Annotated in this window: 24 protein-coding genes; 12 read left to right on the top strand and 12 right to left on the bottom strand. The window is 70.3% G+C overall.

What is annotated here, in order from left to right; all coding sequences use genetic code 11:
- The 3 genes from AC08OU_RS11415 to AC08OU_RS11405 form a co-directional block, all read left to right on the top strand.
- On the top strand, positions 1-1249 hold a 1249-nt coding region (locus AC08OU_RS11415; RefSeq protein ID WP_476604881.1), incomplete at its 5' end, for an ABC transporter permease.
- Entirely contained in the window at positions 1212-1685 is a 474-nt protein-coding gene (locus tag AC08OU_RS11410; RefSeq protein ID WP_476604880.1) for a hypothetical protein, read from the top strand. The genes AC08OU_RS11415 and AC08OU_RS11410, both read left to right, overlap by 38 nt.
- Before the next feature lie 334 nt (positions 1686-2019).
- On the top strand, positions 2020-2493 hold the full coding sequence (locus AC08OU_RS11405; RefSeq protein ID WP_476604879.1) for a hypothetical protein: 474 nt from the start codon (positions 2020-2022) through the stop codon (positions 2491-2493).
- A 60-nt stretch (positions 2494-2553) separates the two neighbouring features.
- On the opposite strand, the gene AC08OU_RS11400 is transcribed toward AC08OU_RS11405, so the two are convergent.
- The 7 genes from AC08OU_RS11400 to AC08OU_RS11370 all read right to left on the bottom strand — a co-directional run bounded on the left by AC08OU_RS11400 (position 2554) and on the right by AC08OU_RS11370 (position 6036).
- Positions 2554-2859, bottom strand: a complete 306-nt coding sequence (locus AC08OU_RS11400; RefSeq protein WP_476604878.1) for a hypothetical protein — start codon at positions 2857-2859, stop codon at positions 2554-2556.
- Entirely contained in the window at positions 2856-3194 is a 339-nt protein-coding gene (locus AC08OU_RS11395; protein ID WP_476604877.1) for a hypothetical protein, read from the bottom strand. The genes AC08OU_RS11400 and AC08OU_RS11395 overlap by 4 nt, the downstream gene beginning before the upstream one ends.
- Positions 3195-3347: 153 nt before the next feature.
- A complete protein-coding gene (locus AC08OU_RS11390; protein ID WP_476604876.1) occupies positions 3348-3629 on the bottom strand; it encodes a hypothetical protein in 282 nt (93 codons plus the stop codon).
- A gap of 220 nt (positions 3630-3849) precedes the next feature.
- Entirely contained in the window at positions 3850-4266 is a 417-nt protein-coding gene (locus AC08OU_RS11385) for a type II toxin-antitoxin system HicA family toxin (protein WP_476604875.1), read from the bottom strand.
- On the bottom strand, positions 4164-5348 hold the full coding sequence (locus AC08OU_RS11380; protein ID WP_476604882.1) for an SAM-dependent methyltransferase: 1185 nt from the start codon (positions 5346-5348) through the stop codon (positions 4164-4166). The genes AC08OU_RS11385 and AC08OU_RS11380 overlap by 103 nt, the downstream gene beginning before the upstream one ends.
- 5 nt (positions 5349-5353) lie before the next feature.
- Positions 5354-5650 carry a hypothetical protein gene (locus tag AC08OU_RS11375; RefSeq protein WP_476604874.1) on the bottom strand — a complete coding sequence of 99 codons (297 nt, stop codon included), beginning with the start codon at positions 5648-5650 and terminating at the stop codon, positions 5354-5356.
- A gap of 11 nt (positions 5651-5661) precedes the next feature.
- Positions 5662-6036 (bottom strand): hypothetical protein, encoded by a 375-nt coding sequence (locus AC08OU_RS11370; RefSeq protein WP_476604873.1) that lies wholly within the window; start codon positions 6034-6036, stop codon positions 5662-5664.
- A 197-nt stretch (positions 6037-6233) separates the two neighbouring features.
- Between AC08OU_RS11370 and AC08OU_RS11365 the strand changes: the two genes are divergently transcribed.
- The 6 genes from AC08OU_RS11365 (at position 6234) to AC08OU_RS11340 (ending at position 9654) form a co-directional block, all read left to right on the top strand.
- Positions 6234-7313, top strand: coding sequence for a helix-turn-helix domain-containing protein (locus AC08OU_RS11365; RefSeq protein WP_476604872.1), 1080 nt, complete (start codon positions 6234-6236; stop codon positions 7311-7313).
- A gap of 41 nt (positions 7314-7354) precedes the next feature.
- Positions 7355-7687, top strand: a complete 333-nt coding sequence (locus AC08OU_RS11360) for a PCC domain-containing protein (protein WP_476604871.1) — start codon at positions 7355-7357, stop codon at positions 7685-7687.
- 471 nt (positions 7688-8158) lie between these two features.
- Positions 8159-8338: a hypothetical protein gene (locus AC08OU_RS11355; RefSeq protein WP_476604870.1), complete on the top strand. Its 180-nt coding sequence runs from the start codon at positions 8159-8161 to the stop codon at positions 8336-8338.
- Positions 8335-8772: a type II toxin-antitoxin system VapC family toxin gene (locus AC08OU_RS11350; RefSeq protein WP_476604869.1), complete on the top strand. Its 438-nt coding sequence runs from the start codon at positions 8335-8337 to the stop codon at positions 8770-8772. Before AC08OU_RS11355 ends, AC08OU_RS11350 begins: the two co-directional genes overlap by 4 nt.
- A gap of 205 nt (positions 8773-8977) precedes the next feature.
- Entirely contained in the window at positions 8978-9241 is a 264-nt protein-coding gene (locus tag AC08OU_RS11345; protein ID WP_476604868.1) for a FitA-like ribbon-helix-helix domain-containing protein, read from the top strand.
- 5 nt (positions 9242-9246) lie between these two features.
- The gene (locus AC08OU_RS11340) at positions 9247-9654 is read left to right on the top strand and encodes a type II toxin-antitoxin system VapC family toxin (RefSeq protein WP_476604867.1); all 408 of its coding nucleotides are present in this window, start codon (positions 9247-9249) and stop codon (positions 9652-9654) included.
- 56 nt (positions 9655-9710) lie between these two features.
- On the opposite strand, the gene msrA is transcribed toward AC08OU_RS11340, so the two are convergent.
- Both msrA and yczR read right to left on the bottom strand, forming a co-directional pair.
- A complete protein-coding gene (gene msrA, locus AC08OU_RS11335) occupies positions 9711-10388 on the bottom strand; it encodes a peptide-methionine (S)-S-oxide reductase MsrA (protein WP_476604866.1) in 678 nt (225 codons plus the stop codon).
- Positions 10389-10528: 140 nt separating this feature from the next.
- The gene (gene yczR, locus AC08OU_RS11330) at positions 10529-12022 is read right to left on the bottom strand and encodes a MocR-like transcription factor YczR (protein WP_476604865.1); all 1494 of its coding nucleotides are present in this window, start codon (positions 12020-12022) and stop codon (positions 10529-10531) included.
- 61 nt (positions 12023-12083) lie between these two features.
- Between yczR and AC08OU_RS11325 the strand changes: the two genes are divergently transcribed.
- Positions 12084-12368 (top strand): hypothetical protein, encoded by a 285-nt coding sequence (locus AC08OU_RS11325; protein ID WP_476604864.1) that lies wholly within the window; start codon positions 12084-12086, stop codon positions 12366-12368.
- A gap of 8 nt (positions 12369-12376) precedes the next feature.
- On the opposite strand, the gene AC08OU_RS11320 is transcribed toward AC08OU_RS11325, so the two are convergent.
- From AC08OU_RS11320 to AC08OU_RS11310, 3 genes are all read right to left on the bottom strand, one after another.
- Positions 12377-13795 carry a lipase/acyltransferase domain-containing protein gene (locus AC08OU_RS11320; RefSeq protein WP_476604863.1) on the bottom strand — a complete coding sequence of 473 codons (1419 nt, stop codon included), beginning with the start codon at positions 13793-13795 and terminating at the stop codon, positions 12377-12379.
- Positions 13792-15147 (bottom strand): alpha/beta fold hydrolase, encoded by a 1356-nt coding sequence (locus AC08OU_RS11315; RefSeq protein WP_476604862.1) that lies wholly within the window; start codon positions 15145-15147, stop codon positions 13792-13794. The genes AC08OU_RS11320 and AC08OU_RS11315 overlap by 4 nt, the downstream gene beginning before the upstream one ends.
- A 146-nt stretch (positions 15148-15293) precedes the next feature.
- A complete protein-coding gene (locus AC08OU_RS11310; RefSeq protein ID WP_476604861.1) occupies positions 15294-16754 on the bottom strand; it encodes an alpha/beta fold hydrolase in 1461 nt (486 codons plus the stop codon).
- A gap of 47 nt (positions 16755-16801) precedes the next feature.
- On the opposite strand from AC08OU_RS11310, the gene AC08OU_RS11305 reads away from it, so the two are divergent.
- Positions 16802-18040: a cystathionine gamma-synthase gene (locus tag AC08OU_RS11305; RefSeq protein WP_476604860.1), complete on the top strand. Its 1239-nt coding sequence runs from the start codon at positions 16802-16804 to the stop codon at positions 18038-18040.
- Positions 18041-18154: 114 nt separating this feature from the next.
- A partial coding sequence (locus AC08OU_RS11300; RefSeq protein WP_476604859.1) for a glutamate mutase L occupies positions 18155-19239 on the top strand: 1085 nt, incomplete at its 3' end.

Raw genomic sequence — 19239 nt, 5'->3', positions numbered from 1 at the left:
CACTCCGCCTGGGCGGTCGCGCGGCCGGATCCGACCGCGGCCCCGCGGGGCGCTGCTCCTGGTGGGTGCCGCGATCCTGCTGCTGTCCATCGCGCGCCTCCTCTCGGGCGAGGACGTCCTCACGAGCACCGGGACGTCCGCCGCGGTGCTCTCGCTGTCGCTGCCGATCGCGCTGGCCGGGCTCGGCGGCCTGGTCTCCGAGCGGGCCGGCGTCGTCAACATCGGCCTCGAGGGGATGATGATCCTCGGCACGTGGGGCGCGGGCTGGGCCGGGTACCAGTGGGGCGCGTGGGCCGCGCTCGTGGGCGCCGTCGTCGGCGGGGCGATGGGCGGTCTGCTGCACGCGGTCGCGACGGTCTCGTTCGGTGTCGACCACATCGTCAGCGGTGTCGCGATCAACCTGCTCGCCGCGGGCCTGGCGCGCTTCCTGTCCGAGATCGAGTTCCAGGGCGTCCCCGGGGGCGGGCCGACCCAGTCCCCGACCATCTCGGGTGGCGTGCCGTCGTTCGACGTGCCGCTGCTGGCGTCCGGACCGGACCTGCTCGGCGACCTCGAAGGCAGCCGCATCGTCGTCCTGGCGGACGTCGCCGGGCTGCTGCGCGGCGTGCTGACCGGCGTCACGCCGTTCGAGATCCTCGGCATCGCGCTGCTGCCCGCGGTGTGGTTCCTGCTCTGGCGGACGGCGTTCGGCCTGCGCTGGCGGTCGGCGGGGGAGAACCCGTACGCGGCCGAGTCGCTGGGCGTGAACGTCTACCTGATGAAGTACGTCGCCGTGGTTACGAGCGGTGCCCTCGCCGGGCTGGGCGGGCTGTTCATCGTGCTGTTCTCCGGCCTCTACAAGGAGGGGCAGACCGGCGGGCGAGGCTTCATCGGCCTTGCCGCGATGATCTTCGGGAACTGGCGGCCGACCGGGCTCGCGTCGGGGTCGCTGCTCTTCGGGTACGCGGACGCCGTCCGCCTGCGGGAGCAGGGATCCGGAGGTGTGCTGGCGCTGTTCCTGTTCGCGACGCTGGCCCTGGCCGGGCTCGCCGCCTGGCAGCTGTGGCGGCGCCGGGCGGTCGCGGGGATCGTGCTGGCCGGGATCGCGGTGGCGCTGCTCGTCATCTACCTGCTGGTGGACTCGCTGCCGAACGAGGTGACGACGGTGACGCCGTACATCGTCACGTTGCTGGTGCTGGCGATCTCATCGCAGAACCTGCGAATGCCGACGTATGACGGCGTCCCGTACAGACGCGGCGAGCAACGCTGACGGTGCTGCCCAGCCGCTACGTGGCCTGGACTCCGAGGACCGCGACGTCGACGTTCGTTCCCGGCTCTGGGACGGTCTGCCCCGTCTCGCGGAGCATCGTCAGATGCTGGGCCATCGCTTCCAGCATGAGCGACTGCGTCCGCGCGCGCGTCTCTCCGGTGGCGAACAGGCCGGGGAGGTCGGGGCTGTAGTCGATGACGCCCTGACCGCACTGCAGCGAGCGCTCGATCAGACGAACGAAGCCATCGGCGCGGCCGGGGAGGCGGAGTCCGAGGCCGAGGACGCTGTCGGTCAGATGGTCGCAGCGGGTGTGGACGACAAGGCCCAGGAGGTGCAGGCGTTCCAGGACGCCATCGAGAAGGCCCGCGTCCACCTGTCCGGCGGCGTCGACCCCGTGGAGGAGGCCATCGGTCTCGGCCAAGCCGCCAAGGGTTGAAGAGCGAGCGGCCCCGCTGCGGGCGGCCGCGCAGGTGCGCCGGCCGCATCGCAGCGCGGCGGGCCGCAATCGCCTAGTTCAACAGCCCGCAGGGCCAGTGCGGACGCCAAGATCGGCGCACGCAAGGGGCCGCGCGACGATCCCTCACACGCCCGCTGGCGACGAGGCGTCGACTCTGCGCTGACCTACTCCCCCAAGGGCGTCGCCACCGGCGCTGGTGTGGTTGCAGTGCTCGCCAATCCGAACAAGCTCATCGCGGTCGGGATCGTTCTCGTCGCTGGCACATACGATGCGGCGGCGACCTGGTGGCAGCGTCGCCTGGAGAAGAAGGACGATGAATAGGAAGGTGGAGCGGATGGCCATTGACGAAGGAGTCGAGGAACGCGTTCGGGAAGCTTTCAGTGGTGTCATCGGCAGGAACGCCGAGCAGATGAAGGAGGCGCTGAGGCCACTCGATCAACGCGAGTCGACGCTGGCCGTCACCTACGCCACGCTGGTGTGCGGATATGTGGTCCGGGACGTCCTGAGGAACGAGCTCTCAGACGAGGGTTTACGGGCTTTCGCCGAGGACATCGTCGCCGAGGAACGCGACTGGGCTCCCCTGGGCAGCGTGGAGTCGGTCGCGAGCTTCCTCAAGGAAGCGTCGAGCGCAGATCCTGACTACTCGTCGATGTCTCAGGAGGACCTCGTGGGCTACTCCTTTGTGATCGGCGGATATCTCTTGTCCCGCTACCGCCCCCAGGGCATGCGCTGGTTCGAGTACTTGAACAAGATCTGGAACGAGGCCGAAGCGGCGAGCGGCTCTTGACGCTGCCCTCGGCAGCTGCACATCATCACCCACCTCCGCTGGGTCACGGCAGGGCCCCCGCTATAGCGAAGCTATGTCCTGGTTTGGTCCTGCGGTGAAGAGTTCGATGATGCGTTCGAGTGTTTCGCTCGCCCAGCGTCTGGCGCGGGGGATGGCGGTGGCGCCGGCGAGGGTGGGGGCGGCGATGACGGTGTTGCGGACGCAGGCCAGGACGGCGGGCAGGTTGCCGGTCCGGGCATGTGACCTGTCTTCGTGAAAGCTCATGTCTCGGCGGTAGTGCACACCGTTCTCGCTGTGCCAGTGCTCGCGGATGTACTGGGCCAGGGCGGTGACGTCGCCCTGCTCACCGGTCAGGCTGGTGATCACGAAGACGACCTCTTTGCTGGTGCGTTGCCCGTCCAGGCCACCGCGGTAGCGGACCACCCGCACGATCTGGGCTGCGTGCGGGAAGTCGATGGCGTCCTCGGGTTGATGGTGATGGCGCTGAGGTGGCGTTCCTCGGTCCGGCCGTGCCTGCGGCCGGCCTGCCGGTCGTGGTGGACCTGCCGCTGGGGGTCGGCCACAGCGGCCTTGAACGCTGCCGCGCACGCTGCTTGCAGACGTTTCCTGTTGCCCTTGACGGTCATCACGTAGTGGGCGCCGGCGGCCCAGATCGCCGTGGCGGTGGCGGCCACCGTGTGCAGCGCATCGATCGTGATCACGGTGTGTTCCAGGTCCCATCCGGAGGTGTCCCAGATCCGTCAACAGGGTTGCTACCGCGTCGATTTCGGAAGTCTTGTCCGGGACCTGGTGTCTGCGCGACCACAAGCGAGTCGGCGTGGGTGACGGCGGACATGAAGTGTGGCATCGACCCGTCAGCCCGCTTGGCGCCGCGGGCGGACTTGCCGTCCATCGCTACCGCGTGACAGCAGCCGGGCAGCCATCGCCTGCCCCTGGGCGCCGGCGTCGACACCAGCATCGGTATCGAGCCGGTGAGTGATCGTCCAGGCCACGCACGCGGCGACCAGGGCCTGCGGATCGAGGTGCGTCAGCAGCCACCGGATCGTGCTCTCCGAGGGCGCCCGCACCGTGCCGTCGAACGGATCCGCCCAGCCCCCAGCCGCACCAACTGCGCCCGGGTCCGGGCCGCTGCCCACTGCGCGACCGCCTCCAGCGACTCGAACCCCGGCACCATGAACGCCGAGAACGTCACCGCCAGCACGTACCCCAACGGGTGCCGCCGCCACCCGGTCCTGCGCGGGTCCAGCAGCCCGTTCAGCATCGCGAACAGATCCCGCGTCACCACCGGCGCAGGCCACGCAGCGACAGTCCGGGTGTCGGACTCAGCGGCACCGACCGGGACAGACGAAGATACTGTTACGCGGCCGGGACTCCGAAGACTGCGACGTCGACGTTCGTTCCCGGCTCCGGAACCGTCTGCCCGGTCTCGCGGAGCAACGCAAGGTGCTCGGCCATGGCCTCCAGCATCGGCGTCTGGGCCTCCTCGCGCGTGTCCCCTGCGGCGATCACTCCGGGCAGGTCGGGACTGTAGGCGGAGTACCCGGACTGCTCGTCGCCCTCGAAGACGACCACGTAGCCCCTCATGGCTGTTCCCTCCTCAAGCCGGCCTGTTTTCAGGATGCTCCCCTCGGTCTTGGGCTTCAAGCTCGCGCTGGGACGACCTGCCACCGTCACCAGGCCAGGCTTGGTCGGATGGGAGAAGTGTCGGTGCGAACCCGTGGTCCGCTTGAGCACCCATCCGTCCGCCTCCAACAGCTTGATGATCTCCGCCATCGGGCCCGTCCGGGCACGTCATCCGCTGTCTCCTCGGTTGCGGCGTCTTCGGTTTCCGGTAGTCGCCCCAGGCCCGCCACCGTCGGCGACGGAACGCCCGGGCGGGTGCGTACCGGCTGCCACAGGTCGACCCCGACCAGCCCGGGGCCTGCCGCGTTCAGGTCGTAGCCGTCCAGGAAGCCGCGGATCTGCTCCCACGAACGGGGGTACAGCGGCCCGATCAACCTGCGGTACACCTCGCCCGCCGCCAGCGTCGCCCGATGCCACCCCGCCGCGTCCAGGTCCGGGAGCACCTCAATCACGCCCCCGACAGTCCGCGTTCTCACCGGCCCCTTGGGTGTCGCGCTCTGGCGGCGGATCGTGGCGCTGATCGCCGTCAGCATCGTTTCCTCGGCGCTCACCTCGTTCACGTGCTCGAACACCGCCGGATCCGCCGTGGTGTGCGCGATCGCCAGGTAGCTACCCGGCGCACACGTCTGCCGTAGCACCCGCACCGCGCGGATCGCCTCGGCGCCGCTCAGGTGCTCCAACAGCCCGATCATCAGGACCCCGACCGGCCGGGCCCAGTCCAGGTGCCGCGACTCCACCAGGCGCGGATCGGTCAAGATCTCCACCAGCTCGCGCGCATCGCCCTCCACGGCGATCGTCTGCGGATCGACGGCCAGCCGTGCCCGCGCGTGAGCCATCACGACCGGGTCGTTGTCCACGTACACCACCCGCGCCGTGCCCCGGGCCCGTTGCGCGATCTCGTGGACGTTCTCCCCCCGCCGGTACGGCAGACCACAGCCGAGATCGAGAAACTGATCCACCCCCGCCTTGGCCATCACCGTCACAGCCCGGCTCAGGAACGCCCGCGACACCTTCGCCGCGCCCGCCATCCACGGCGCCAACTCCGTCACCGCCGCGCCCGCGACCCGGTCGCTCTTGAAGTTGTCCAGCCCACCCAGCCACAGATCCCGAACCCGCGAGATCGCCGGGGGCTCACCCACGCCCCAATCCGGCACCGCCCAGTCACCGCCCAAGCCAGGCGTCGTGTCGTTCATCGCGTCGCCGTCGTGATCGCCGATCAGGTCGTCGTTCATGCCGTTCACACCGCCGCTCTTAGCGCGTCGAACGCATCGCGGGTCAGCCACCACCACGCCAGGCCCCGGACCACGAACGCGACCCTGTGACCCTCCTCTACGAGCATCACTTCGTCGGTGACGAACTCCCCGCGCGGGGCCGCCAGCCAGCGCCGGACCCGGTCACGGTCCAGCACCGCCGCGCCATGATCGCCGTATCGCACGTGCATCAGATCCCCGCCGATGCTGAACTCCACCCGAACCGATAGGCCGGTCGACAACGGCAGCAGCAGCGCCACGCCCTCCGCCGTCCGTTCGGCCACCAGGCCCGGCCTCACTGCGAGCCCTCCGCCGTGACCTGTACGCCCGCGTTGGTGTCGATCTCATCGACCACCAGGACCTCGGCATTTGTTTCCCGCCGGATGATCGACGCGGTCACCGTCTGCACGTACTGCGTGCCGCCCAGATCCCCCCGAGTCGGCACCGCAACGACCTTGGTTCCGGTCTCCCGCACAGCCCGAATCAACTGCAGTAGGCCCCCGCATGGCCGGTTCGCGTCCGCGTCGACGTAGACCCGCAGCAATCGCAGGCCCACGCCGTCGGCAAACCCCTCCAGCGCGCGCCGCCCGGCCCGGACGTCGGCCTCCGACGCCCCCACGTGCACCCGTTGATAACCGAGAACCACCTGCGGCCGCGACACGAGCCCCACCTCCCTCTCCTGCATCCGCCGGGTCGTCAGTCGCCTTGGGTGACGGAGAGGGTGGTGGGCTCGGTTTGTCCAGCACCACCCCGCCCCGTCATCATCAAGTCAACGGGCACGTCCCCGTGCTCGGAAGGCGTACGGTGTCGCCACCGCGTTCTGGCGACAGTGAGGACCGGCGTTCGGCTAACGGGAGGGGCCTCGCGGTGAACCGTTCACCTGGCAGCGTGCCCCCCGCTGATTCGCCCACTCACCTGTTCGGGGCCGAACTTCGCCAGGCCCGCGAACGAGCGGACCTATCCCTGGCCGCGCTCTGCGAGAAGTACCGCGCGGCTGGGCGAGTCGTGCACAGGGGGTATCTCGCGAATGTCGAGCGAGGCGAGCGACTGCCCAGTGATCGCCAGTTCGCCGAGATCAGCGATGACGTCTTGGCGACAGATGGTGTGCTCGCCCGGCTCTGGGACTTCGCCGACGCCGCCCGCCTATCAGCCCATGCGAAGGTCCATCAGAGCCGCGCGGCCGTTGCAGAACTGGCGGCATCCACGCTGACGCCAGCTATCAATGGCGACATCGTCTTCGTGCCCTACATCTCCGGCGCCGATACCGTCGGGTACATGCGCATGTCCAGGCGCGCCTTCCTCGCTACCGGAGGACTCGCGACCGCCAGTCTCACATCAGGTCTGTTCCAGCGTGACCAACTCGCCACGGCCGACGAGATCGCCGCCGACATCCTGTCCGGCGATCCCCGCCGCGTTGCCAGTGAGCAGACCTCGCACGCCCTTGACCTCACCATCGCCGCCCTCATCGCGGCCGACGGAATGAGACCTAACCCCCTCGTGTCGTGGATCAAGGATGCGTCCGACCCCGTGCTGCGCGTCAACGCATCCGGCATCGCGGCCAAGATGTCCGGCCACGACGTCGCCGAATCTGCCGTAGACGCACTCTCCGCTGACGGCCCCATGCGGCACCGGTACCTCACCGCCGTTGTCTCCCGCGTGCTGTCAACTCCCTGGCAGCGAGCCCGCGATCATGCCGCCGACCCCCACATCAGCCGCCACGTCGCGCCCGACTCGCTCGAAGCCTTGAGCACCGAACTGCACAACCCCGACGACGCCGGTGCACGCTGGTGCAGCGCCTACGTTCTCGCGGACATCTGGGCATCCCCTGACCACCCCGCACATGCCGAGGCCGCCACCGCGCTAGAGGCCGCCCTCGCCGATGAGCCGCTACCTGCCCTGCGCACCGTCTACGGCCGCGCGCTCTCGCGCCGGGCACTCGTTCACTGATCCACCCACCCATCCCGAGATCCACCTCCGAGAGGCAGACCATGCCCCGCATCACCGTCGAGCCCGGCGCCGAAGTCCTGACCACGATTACCAAAGCGGTCGCCGAAGCGGGCATCACCGATGCCTCCATCACCCTCGTCGGCGCCGTTGACGAGGCGACGATCAGCACGATGGCCCGACACGACGCCAGCATCGACAACGTCACCACCTACACCGAGCCCCTCGAACTCACCGGCACCGGTGAGGTGTTCAACGGCACCACGCACGTGCACGTCGTCCTGTGCCGCGAGAACGATCAGACCGTAGGTGGCCACCTCCACAGCGCCACCGTCAAAACGTTCTTCGTTCACGCCTACCTCACCCCGATCGACTAGTAGGCCCACGTGCCCGCTGGTCGCGACGAGACCGCGCGCCAGCGCATCGGCGAGATTCTCGGCATCATGTCGGGGCCAGCGGAGTGAGATCGCGGTCGGCTAACCAGTGAGGCTCCGGATGCTTCCGACGACCGTTGACCGCTCAGGGTCATCTACTAGTGCGGTGTGTAAGCCTGTCATCCGGTTCGGGGACATCGTGATCCGCTCGTACGCCACACCCTCGATGGTAGCCCGGTGCCCGTGCAGACACGGGACTCCAATTCGTCGGATGGCTCAGGCAGCGAGAAGCGCTCAGCTCTCGGTCGCCTTTACCCCCAGGCCGATCGGGCACGAGACGCCGGTGCCGTGATCGGGGCAGTAGCCGTTCGGCACCTTGAAGAGGTACTGCTGGTGGTAGTACTACGTCTGTCGCAATAGCTGCCCGAGTGGCGGTCGGCCCTCTCGCTCTGGTTGGGCTCTAGACTCTGAGTCGTGAGCGACGAGGTGCGTACCGACGACGGCGACGAGGAAGTCGTCGGCCCGGGCCTGCCCAAGCACCTGGCTGCGCTGGTCGGAGCGCTGCAAGGGCCAGCCGATCTCGGGCGCAACCATGATCGATATCTGACCTACACGCGCGACGCGGAACCGTCGGGCGGAGCAGCCTCGGCGTGATCCTCTGTGACACTGGGCCGCTGGTCGCTGCCTTCAACAGTGCCGACAATGATCACGCACGGTGCGTCGGTTTTCTCGCTGAAAACTGGAGCCGGCTCGTCGTTCCGTCGCTGGCAGTGACGGAGGTCTGCCACCTACTCGCAGATCCTCTCCGCCGCGGGAGTGCCGCGCTCGCCGCAGAGTTCTGCGCGGCAATCGCGGACGACGAACTGCGTGTCATCGAGGCCACCCCGCACGATTACCGACGCATGTCCCAGCTCCTGGCGACGTACGAATCCATTCGTCTTCAAGTGGTCGACGCATGCGTCGTCGCGCTGGCGGAGCGTCTCGATCTCCGTGAGGTGGCGGCCCTAGATCGGCGAGACTTCCTGATCGTGGCGCCAAGCCACCTGCCGAAGGGCGAGCGGCTCAGGCTTCTGCCGGCTGACGACTGATCGAAGACTTGGCGCGCTCAGCTCTCGGTCGCCTTTACCCCCAGGCCGATCGGGCACGAGACGCCGGTGCCGTGATCGGGGCAGTAGCCGTTCGGCACCTTGAAGAGGTCCTGCTGGTGGTAGTCCTACCTCTGTCGCAATAGCTCCGAGGTGTCGGGAACTGGGAAGTGACCGGAGGCCGGAGATTGCGGGTCGTCAGCAGTGCATGCAAAATACATGCATGGCAATCATTCAAGTGCGGGACGTCCCCGACGACGTCCAGGCGGAGTTGGTTCGCCGTGCCAAAGCGGCTGGGCAGTCTCTGCAGCAGTACTTGCGGGCGATGCTAGTTACGCAGGCTCGCCGCCCTGAGCCTGCTGAGTTCTGGTCGGACGTAGGACGGCGTGCCCATGAGGGCGGCGCAAGCTACGAGCTAGCAGAGGCTGTGGATGACGTGCGTGCCATGCGGGAGAGAGAAGCCGAGCATTGATCTCCGTGGCGGACACCTCGGTCGTCGTGCCCGCTCTGGTGGACGCGGGAACCGCCGGGGATGTAGCTCGATCAGCGCTCGCCGTCAAAGAACTGATCGCACCGACCCTTTTGGACGTGGAAGTGATGCACGCTCTGCGGGGGCGCGTCCTCGGAGGAAAGCTGCACCTGGAGACGGCGACTCGGGCGATCCAGGACCTACGCCGCATGCCCCTTGATCGCTATGACGTCGTGCCCTTGCTCGACCGGGTCTGGGCCCTCCGCGACAACCTCACGGCGTACGACGCGACCTACGTCGCACTCGCCGAGCGGTTCGATGCGACTCTCATCACCGCCGACGAGCGACTGGTCAAGTCCTCTGGGCCGCGATGCGAGTTCAGTCTCGTCAGGGCACCGGAAGATCATCAGTTGTGAAGAGGACTGCCCGAAATATCGGGCAGTCCTCATCCTGTGCTGCGATCTTGGTCGGCTCAGCTCTCCGTCGCCTTCACGCCCAACCCGATCGGGCACGAGACGCCGGTCCCGTGGTCAGGGCAGTACCCGTTCGGCACCTTCTCCAAATACTGCTGGTGATAGCCCTCGGCGTAGTAGAAGGGGACCGCTTCGGACGCCGGCCCGCTCTCCGTCGTGATCTCGCCGAACCCCTGCGACTTCAGCGCCGCCTCGTACGCGGTACGCGTCGTCTCGTACGCCTCGCGCTGCTCATCCGTCGTCCAGTAGACGGCCGAGCGGTACTGCGTCCCCAGGTCGTTCCCCTGCCGGAAGCCCTGTGTGGGGTCGTGGTGCTCCCAGAACACCCGCAGCAGGTCGGCGGCCGTCACCCGCGACGGGTCGTACGCCACCATCACCATTTCCGTGTGCCCCGTGAGCCCGGTGCACGTCTCCTCGTACGTGGGGTTCGGCGTGAACCCGCCCTGGTACCCGACGGCGGTCGTCACCACGCCGGGGAGCTGCCAGAACGCCTTCTCCGCGCCCCAGAAGCACCCGAGCGCCAGGTAGATCACCTGCGTTCCGTCCGGCCACGGGCCTTCCAGCGGCGTGCCGAGGACGGCGTGCGCCGCGGGGACGGAGTACGGCCGGTGCTCGCGGCCGGCGAGCGCGCGCTCGCGCGGAACCATCGTCGACTTCAGCCTGCTGCCGAACATCATCGGTGCCTCCTCCATGGCTCGGTCCGCCCGCGAGGGCCGCCTGCGTCCGAGTCCGTACCCCTTAACCGCGACGCCGCCGCCAGCGTTCCCGGCGCCCAGCGCCACCGAGCCGCCGAGCCGCCGAGCCGCCGAGCGACCGCTCAGACGACGTCCGCCTCCATCTCCGGCGACGCCAGCCGTCCGGGTGCCTCCCACGCCCGCGCCAGCAGGGCGGCAGCGGCGGCGAGCTGCTCAGCGGGCCGGGCGAACGGGATCCGCAGGCGAGACTCGAACGCGCCGTCGAGGCCGAAGCGGGGCCCGGAGGTCAGCGTCACTCCCATCGCCCGCGCCGTCCCGACCAGCTCGCTGCTGCGTGGCTCCGGCAGCCGGCACCACAGGACCATGCCGCCGTCCGGTTCCGGCGCAGACCAGCTCGGCAGGTGCACCCGCAACGCGGACTGGAGGGCCCGGCACTGGCGGGCCAGTTCGGACCGCCGGTGGGCGAGCAAGGTGTCGAGCCGGTCGAGCAGGTTGGCGACGGCGATCTGCTCGAGGATCGGGCTGCCGAGGTCGTCGGAGGCGCGGGCCACCGCGAGGCGCCGGATCAGGGACCGTTCCGCGCGGACCCAGCCGATCCGCAGCCCGCCCCAGATCATCTTGCTCGCGGAACCCACGGTGATCACCTGGCCCGGCCGGGCGACGGCGGCGAACGGTGGCGGCACCGGCCCCGGGCGGCCGAACTCGGTGCGCAGGTCGAGGGCTTGCGTCGTCTCGTCGACGATCGCGACGCAGCCGGCGTCGGACAGCGCGGCGGCCAACGCCTCCCGTCCGGCCGTGTCCAGCAGCTGGCCGGTGGGGTTGTGGAAGTCCGGCTGGAGGTACGCGAACCGCGCCCCCGTCTGACGCAGCACGGTGCGCGCCATCGAGACGTCCCAGCCGCCCTCGATCGGCAGGGCGACGGGCCGGGCGCCCACCTGGCGGGCGGCGTCGATGCTGATGGGGTACGTCGGGTGCTCGATCAGGAAGCGGTCACCGGTGTGAGTCACCTCGGTGAGCACGAGGTGCAGGGCGTGGAGAGACCCGGAGGTGATCATGATCTCTTCCGGGACGGTCGGTAGCCCCCGCGCGGTGTACAGCGCCGCGACGCGCGCCCGCAGAGACGGCAGGCCCGCGGTCACGTACCCATGGCCCGGCAGGTACCGGGGCAGCTCGCTGAGCGCCGCGACGTAGGCCGCGTGGATCCCCGGTGGTGCGCTGGCCGCCGCCGCGGACAGGTCGCCGCGGCCGTCCGCCGCGCCGGGGGTTCCGTCCAGGGCAGCCGGCCACGGAACGGCGGTGGGATCGGAGGCCGGCAGCGCGGTCCACGTGCCCGCGCCGTGGCTGCCGTAGGCGTACCCCTCCTCCCGGAGCAGGCGGTAGGCAGCGGTCGTCGTCGTCCGGCTCGCCTCGATCGCCTCGGCCAGCGCCCGCTCGGACGGCAGCACGGTGTCCACCGGGAGCCGGCCGTCGAGCACCAGGACCCGCAGCCGGGCCGCGAGGGCCCGATACCCCGGTTCCCGGACCGCCGGATTGCGCCAACCCGCCAGCAATGGGGCCAGTTGATGGGCTCCAATGCGCCGCTCAGGCCGAACTGGACCGCTTCCGAAGCTTGTCATGAGGCCACTGTCCCTGAACTGGCTATGTACAGCAAGGCCACTTGAGGCGCATCTTTGGCGCATGGCCTTCTTCATCGTCCTCGCTGCCCTCGTCCTCATCGCTGCCACGGCCCCGTTCCTGGGGGCCGACAGCCGCGACCTGTCCCCGTCCCGGCACGATCCCCACTGGCCCGGCCTGCCCGAGTCGCCCGCAGCCCCCCGGGGTGGGCCCCTCGCACCAGGGCTCGCCCTGCACGGGGTCCGGGCCGACCCGTCCGTCCCCGCACCCCGGTCGCCGGCCGATCACGAGCACGAACTGATGCCCTTGTGCGTCGCGGCACCCGCGGTTGCCCGCGATTGCCGATGACCTTGCGGTTACGCCACCTTGCCGCGCCGCAGCGCCGGACTGTAGTCGTTGAACTGGACCGAGATCCGGTGCTTGGCCGACGACCAGTTCGGCACGTTGACGACGTCAGGCCGGCCGGAGCCGCCACGCTGCTTCGCCTCCAGCCGGATCGTGCCGCCAGCGGGGTCGCTCCCGGCGACGGAGACGTCGACGCCGGTGATGAACGGCAGCGTGGCGAACTGCGGGAGCCCCGCCTCCGGGTGCGAGACGCCGTCGGACCCGGCGTCGTAGGCGAAGACGCCGATGGCCCGCTTCGTCCGGGGGCTTGTCGAGGCGTTGAGCACGTTCTTGCCCCCGATCGTGAGGACGTCGCCCGCGGCTCCCTGGTCGCCCCACCACTCCTTGTTGCGCAGGAGGATCAGGCTGGCGTACTTGTCGCTCTTCTCCATCGCCAGGTCCAGGCCGGTGCCCGGGTAGCTGGTGATCAGGCGGACCAGGTGGTCCGTCCGGCGGAAGGGCTGGAAGTACTGGTGATGGATCTGGTCGCCGTACGTGAGCGCGAACTCGTACGACGCCGTCCCCAGCGCCCGGAACGGGCCCCAGGAGCCGTCGCCCGTGAGGGCCTTCGTCGCGACCGGCCGGGAGCCGAGGCGCCGTCCGGTCCTCGGGTCGACCCGGTACACGTTCAGCGTCGCGTTCGTGACGCCGACGTTCGTCGCGAACAGTGAGGTCCGCCCGGCCAGCGTGATGTGCCGCTGGGGAAGGATCTCCGTGGTGCGCGGTGCCCGGCCGGTGAGGAACGTGTACGCCTCCCTGAATGTCGGGACGGCGCTGACCGTCTCGACGTGGGACTGGTTGGGGTAGTACACGTTCTTCGCGCCCGGGATCTGCCGCGTGGTCGGGCCCTCACCCCAGACCGCCAGGCCCGCCACGCCGCTCGGCAGCGGCTGGCCGAGGCCGCTGCTGCCGTCGAGGTGCACGTAGTGCGCCACCTTCGCGGCACGTGCCGGTGAGCTGTTCATGTACGTCAGCGTCGCCAGCGTGCCGTACGAGTGGGCCAGGACGTCGACCTTGTCGGCGCCGGTCCGAGCCAGCAGCGCGTCGATGCGCTTGTCGAGCTTGGCGTGGATCTGCTCCATCGACTCCGTGGAGTGCGTCGAGTCGTAGTCGTGCGCCTCGATGTGGTCGACCGGATAGCCATTGCTGGCGAACCGCTTCGCGCCGGTCTCGAACTGGCTGGCCGACCCCGAGCCGCCGTGCACGAACACGATCGGCCGTACCGACGGGCGGTGCCGCTGCGGTGCGCCCGCGCCCGCGGCCGCCGGATTGCTGGCCGGCATTCCCGTGGACACTCCCGCGGACACTGCGGATGCGGCGGACACGCCGGCCAGCACGAGAGCGAGCGCCGCGACCGCCGTCAGCAGCCGACGGATGGTCCCGCGTGTCATGCGGCCCCCTTCCGGCGGCCCGCACCCACGCTGTAGTCGTTGAACTGCACCGAGATCCGGTGCTTGCTCGACGCGAAGTTGGGCACGTTGACGACGTCGGGCCGGCCGGAGCCGCCGCGCTGGCGGGCCACCAGCCGCACCGTGTCATCCGGCGGGTCGGCCGCCGGGATGAACAGGTCGACCCCGCTGATGAAGATGAGCCGCGCCAATGCCGGCAGCACGGCGTCGGTGTGCGAGACGCCGTCCGAGCCGGCGTCGAAGGCGAACATGCCGATCGCACGCTTGGTGCGCGGGCCGGTGGCCGCGGTGAGCACGTTCGTCCCATTGATCGACAGGACGTCGTTGCCCTCGCCCTGGTCGCCCCACCATTCCTTGTACCGGTTCACGACCAGCGAGGTGTGACGGTCGCTGCGCTCGACCAGCGCGTCCACGCCGGTGCCCGGCGTGCTGGTCAGGAGGCGGACGATGTGGTCGGTGCGCCGGAACGGCTGGAAGTAGAGGTGGTGAACCCCGGTGGGCCGCACGACGGCGAACTCGTAGCTGGCCTGGCCGCGTGCCCGGAACGGTCCGAAGGATCCGTCACCGGAGAGCGCCTTGGTGAAGACGGGCCGCTTGTGCAACCGCTTGCCGGTGCGGGCGCCGACCTCGTAGACCTCGAGCGTCGCGTCGGTGACGCCGATGTTCGACGGGAACTGCACGGCGCGCCCGGCCAGCGTGATGTTCCGCTGCGGGAGGATCTCCGTGGTGCGCGGTTCCCGCCCCGTGAAGAACTCGTACTGCTCGGCGAAGCTCTCGGCCGAGGTCACCGTCTGCGTGTGCGACTGGTTGCTCAGGTAGACGTTCCTGGCTCCGGTGATGGTGCGGGCGGTGCTGCCCTCGCCCCAGATCGCGAGCGTCGGGACGCCGCCGGGCAGTGATGTCGACGTGGCGCCGTCCAGGTTGACGTAGTGGGCGACCTTGGCGGCCCGCTCGGGCGTGCTGCGCAGGTAGCTCTGCGCGATGCCGGTGCCGAACGAGTGGCCGAGCAGGTCCACCTTGTCCGCGCCCGTCTCCGCCAGCAGGCGTGTGACCCGGGCCTCGATCCCGGCGTGGACCTGCGCGACCGTCGTGGAGCCGAGCGTCGAGTCGTAGTCGTGGACCTCGACGTGGTCGACGGGGTACCCGTTGCTGGCGAAGCGGCGGGCAGCGGTCTCGTACTGGGCACCGGAGCCGGATCCTCCGTGGACGAAGATCACCGGCCGTGGTGCGTTGTGCCGCGGATTCGCCTGCGCCGATCCCGCCGTCAGCCAGGCGGCGAGCCCGGAAGCGATCAGGGTGGCGGTGGCGATCGCGGCGATGAGCTTGCGCATCATTGCGAGTGCTCCTCACGCGAGCCGTCCGGCGCCGGACAGGAACCGAACGCCGCTCCAGACGACCGCGACGGTAGTGAGGTGCCACCCGACGGTCAAGATGGTCCGGATGGTCAGCAACCGGGGCAATTCAACGTGTCACCGAAGAGTCACCAGCGACCGATGCCGGGCCAGCCGCTCCAGAAGCGGCCCTGGCTGTAGTCGTTGAACTGCACCGAGACGCGGTCGGTGGTCGACGGCCAGTTCGGTACGTTGACGACATCGGGCCGGCCGTCCCCGCCACGCTGCGCGGAAGCCAGCTTGACCGTCCCGCTGGGCTGGCTCGCGGCCGGAACGTACAGGTCGACGCCGGTCATGAACGGCAGCGAGGCCAGGGCCGGGACGGCGGTGTCCGGGTGCGAGACGCCGTCCTTGGCGACGTCGTACGCGAAGACGGCGATCGCCCGCTTGGTCCGCGGCGCGGTGGCGGCGTTCAGGACGTTCGTGCCGTTGATCGTCAGCGTGTCGCCGTCGGCGCCCTGGTCGCCCCACCACTCCTTGTTCCGAAGGATCGACAGGTTGACGTGCTTGTCACTCTTCTCCGTGATGGCGTCCAGGCCGGTGTTCGGCTCGGCCGTCAGCAGCCGGACGAGGCGGTCGGTGCGCCGGAACGGCTGGAAGTACACGTGGTGCGTCCCGGTGGCGGCGGTGAGGGCGAACTCGTAGTACGCGGTGCCCCGGGCCCGGAACGGTCCCCAGGAGCCGTCGCCGGTGACGTCGTACGTCGCCACGGGACGCGAGCGCAGGCGCTTGCCGGTCCGGCCGTCGACCTCGTAGACCGCCAGCTTCCGGCCGGAGGCGCCCACGTTGCTCGGGAACAGCACGGCCCGGCCGGACAGCTTCACGACGCCCGGCTCGGGGAGGACCGACGTCGTCCTGGGCGCCTGGCCGGTGAAGAAGGTGAACGCCTCGGTGAACGTCTCCGTCGACGTCACGGTCTGGGTGTGGGACTGGTTGCTCAGGTAGACGTTCTTGCCGCCGGTCACGGCGCGGGCGGTGCCGCCCTCGCCCCAGATCGCCAGAGTCGGCACGCCTCCCGGCAGTGCCGTGGCGGTGGCGCCGTCGAGGTTGACGTAGTGCGCGACCTTGGCCGCGCGTTCCGGGGAACTGGTCAGGTAGCTCTGCGACATGAACGTGCCGAGGGAGTGCCCGAGCAGGTCGACCTTGTCCGCACCGGTCTTCGCCAGAAGGCGCTGGATCCGGGCGTCCAACTCGGTGAAGACCTGTTCCCGGGTGATGGTGGCGAAGGTGGAGTCGTACTCGTGCGTCTCGATGGAGTCGGCGGGGTAGCCGTTGCTGGCGAACCGCCGCGCCGCCGTCTCGAACTGGCTGCCGGACCCGAAGAACCCGTGCACGAAGACGATCGGCCGGTGCGCCGGGCGGGCCTTCGCCTGAGCGGGGGAGGCCAGCGCGAGGCAGGTGGCGAGCATGAAGGCCGCCACGAGGGCGGCGGTGAACTTGCGCAGCATTGCGATCGCGGTCCTGTCGTCGGTGGTCAGGGGGCACTCGGCAGAACGTCGTTCCAGTAGCCGCACGTGACGGTAGTCACCGTTCGTGAACCCGGTCAACAAGCGGGCCGCACGGGCCGCTCCGCGGGCACGGAGTACGCTCGTGGAGCGTGACTGATCATCGGCCCGGTGCCTCGTCGGCCGGCCACGGCTTCTCGACCCGCGCGATCCACGTGGGTTCGGAGCCGGACCCCGCCACCGGCGCCGTCATCACTCCCATCTACCAGACGTCGACGTTCAAGCAGGACGGCGTCGGCGCGCTCCGTCAGGGGCTGGGCACGGGGTACGAGTACTCCCGGTCCGCCAACCCCACCCGGACGGCGCTGGAGGAGTGCCTGGCCGCTCTCGAGGCGCCCGGTGCCGCCGCCGCGCGGGGGTTCGCCTTCGCGTCCGGGCTGGCCGCCGAGGACGCGGTGCTCCGCGCGCTGCTGCGGCCCGGTGACCACCTGGCCCTCCCCGACGACGCCTACGGCGGCACCTACCGGCTGGTCGCGCGCGTGGGTGGTCCCTGGGGGCTGGAGCACGACGCGGTGCACCTCGCCGACCTCGACGCCGTCCGCGCCACGGTCCGGCCCGGCGTCACGCGGCTGATCTGGGTCGAGACGCCCACGAACCCGCTGCTGGCCATCGCCGACATCACGGCGCTCGCGCAGATCGCCCACGACGCGGGGGCGCTGCTCGTCGTCGACAACACGTTCGCGACGCCGTACCTGCAGTCGCCGCTCGCGCTCGGTGCCGACGTCGTCGTCCACTCGACGACGAAGTACTGCGGCGGGCACTCCGACGTCATCGGCGGCGCGGTCGTCGTCCGCGAGGGCGTCGAGGCGCCGTGGATGGACGGCGCCGGCGGTGTCGGGGCGGACGCCGTCGAACGCATCGCGTTCCACCAGAACGCGATGGGCGCCGTCGCCGGCCCGTTCGACGCCTGGCTCGTGCAGCGCGGCCTGAAGACGCTCGCGGTCCGGATGGAGCGGCACTGCGACAACGCCGAGACCGTGGTCGAGGCGCTGCTGCGGCACCCGCGGGTGGCGCAGGTCTACTACCCGGGCATGCCCGGGCACCCGGGTCATGCGGTCGCTGCGCGGCAGATGCGGCGGTTCGGCGGCATGGTCTCGTTCCGTGTCGTCGGCGGTTCCGAGGAGGCGCTGTCGGTGTGCAAGCGGGCGGCCGTGTTCACGCTGGCCGAGTCGCTGGGCGGCGTCGAGTCGCTCATCGAGCACCCGGGCCGGATGACGCACGCGTCCGTGGCGGGGTCCGCGCTGGAGGTGCCGGATGACCTCATCCGCCTCTCGGTCGGCCTGGAGGACGCGGCGGACCTGGTGGCGGACCTGACCCAAGCCCTGGATTGACGCCCGACTGACCGGACTCAAGGTTCTTCGACAGCGAAACCGTGTCAAAAGAGCCTTGAGTCGCGCGGGTGACAGTGAGGGTGGCGAGTGGTCAGCGACCGGCATCATTGAGGTGTGGGTACGCGGTCCGTCGTGGTGTGCGCCGACATCGGGTCGACGTTCACGAAGGTCGCGCTCGTCGACGTCGCCGAGGGTGTCCTCCTGGCGACCGCGTCCCGGCCCACGACCCTGGGCGGTGACGTCCTCGACGGCGTCGACGCCGCCCGCGCGGCCGCCGAGCGAGAGGCCGGCGTCCGCGGCTGCGAGGTTCTCGCGTGCTCCAGTGCCGGCGGTGGGCTGCGCGTGGCCGTGGTCGGCTACGAGCGGGCCGTCACCGCCGAGGCTGGCCACCGGGTGGCCCTGACCGCCGGGGGCCACGTGGTCCACGTGCACGCCGGGCCGCTCGACGCCGAGACCACCGACGCCCTCCAGGCAGCACGTCCGGACGTCGTCCTGCTCACCGGTGGCACCGACGGCGGCAACGCCGACGTCCTGCTGCACAACGCCCGGGCGCTGGGCGTCGCGCGGGTGCCGGCCCCGATCGTTCTCGCGGGAAACGTCGTCGCGGCGTCGGATGCCGAGGACGAACTGGCCCGGCGGCGGCGGCACGTCGTCGTGACCGGCAACGTGCTCCCCTCGATCGGCACGCTGGACCCGGTGCCCGCCCGCACCGCGATCCGGGAGGTCTTCCTCCGGCACGTCATCGGCGGGCGCGGGCTGTCCGAGCGTCCCGAGTTCGAGCGGATCGTGCGCGCGGCCACGCCGGACGCCGTCCTCGCCGGAGTGGAGCTCCTGGCCGACGTGCGGGAGCGTGCGGGGGCCGGCGGCGACGTCCTGGTCGTGGACGTCGGCGGTGCGACGACGGACGTCTACTCGGTCGTGGCGCCCGGCGAGGCCGACGCTGCCGAACCGGTCGACGACGTCGCGGGGCCGCTGTGGCGGGCCCGCACCGTCGAGGGTGACCTCGGTATCCGCTCCGGCGCGGCGGGCGTGGTCGCCGCGGCGCTCGCCGAGGGCCTGATCGACCCCGCGGGGGCGGACCGGCTGGAGCCCCACGTGGCCCGGGCCCTGACCGAGCCCGGATACCTGCCGCCGGTGCCGGACGACGACCTGCGGCTGGCCGCGCTCGCCGCCGCCGTCGCGGTGCGGCGGCACGGTCG

Source organism: Frankia sp. CcMO1, assembly GCF_977945845.1.
The sequence above is the reverse complement of the archived record's forward strand: the minus strand, read 5'-3'. Positions and strand labels throughout refer to the sequence as shown.

What these genes read in the sequence shown, in the direction of transcription:
- AC08OU_RS11410 (WP_476604880.1), top strand. Translation starts at nt 1,212, where the DNA reads ATGACGGCGTCCCGTACAGACGCGGCGAGCAACGCTGACGGTGCTGCC.
- AC08OU_RS11405 (WP_476604879.1), top strand. Translation starts at nt 2,020, where the DNA reads ATGAATAGGAAGGTGGAGCGGATGGCCATTGACGAAGGAGTCGAGGAA.
- AC08OU_RS11385 (WP_476604875.1), bottom strand. Translation starts at nt 4,266, where the DNA reads ATGGCGGAGATCATCAAGCTGTTGGAGGCGGACGGATGGGTGCTCAAG.
- AC08OU_RS11380 (WP_476604882.1), bottom strand. Translation starts at nt 5,348, where the DNA reads ATGAACGACGACCTGATCGGCGATCACGACGGCGACGCGATGAACGAC.
- AC08OU_RS11360 (WP_476604871.1), top strand. Translation starts at nt 7,355, where the DNA reads ATGCCCCGCATCACCGTCGAGCCCGGCGCCGAAGTCCTGACCACGATT.
- AC08OU_RS11345 (WP_476604868.1), top strand. Translation starts at nt 8,978, where the DNA reads ATGCAAAATACATGCATGGCAATCATTCAAGTGCGGGACGTCCCCGAC.
- msrA (WP_476604866.1), bottom strand. Translation starts at nt 10,388, where the DNA reads ATGATGTTCGGCAGCAGGCTGAAGTCGACGATGGTTCCGCGCGAGCGC.
- yczR (WP_476604865.1), bottom strand. Translation starts at nt 12,022, where the DNA reads ATGACAAGCTTCGGAAGCGGTCCAGTTCGGCCTGAGCGGCGCATTGGA.
- AC08OU_RS11325 (WP_476604864.1), top strand. Translation starts at nt 12,084, where the DNA reads ATGGCCTTCTTCATCGTCCTCGCTGCCCTCGTCCTCATCGCTGCCACG.
- AC08OU_RS11320 (WP_476604863.1), bottom strand. Translation starts at nt 13,795, where the DNA reads ATGACACGCGGGACCATCCGTCGGCTGCTGACGGCGGTCGCGGCGCTC.
- AC08OU_RS11315 (WP_476604862.1), bottom strand. Translation starts at nt 15,147, where the DNA reads ATGATGCGCAAGCTCATCGCCGCGATCGCCACCGCCACCCTGATCGCT.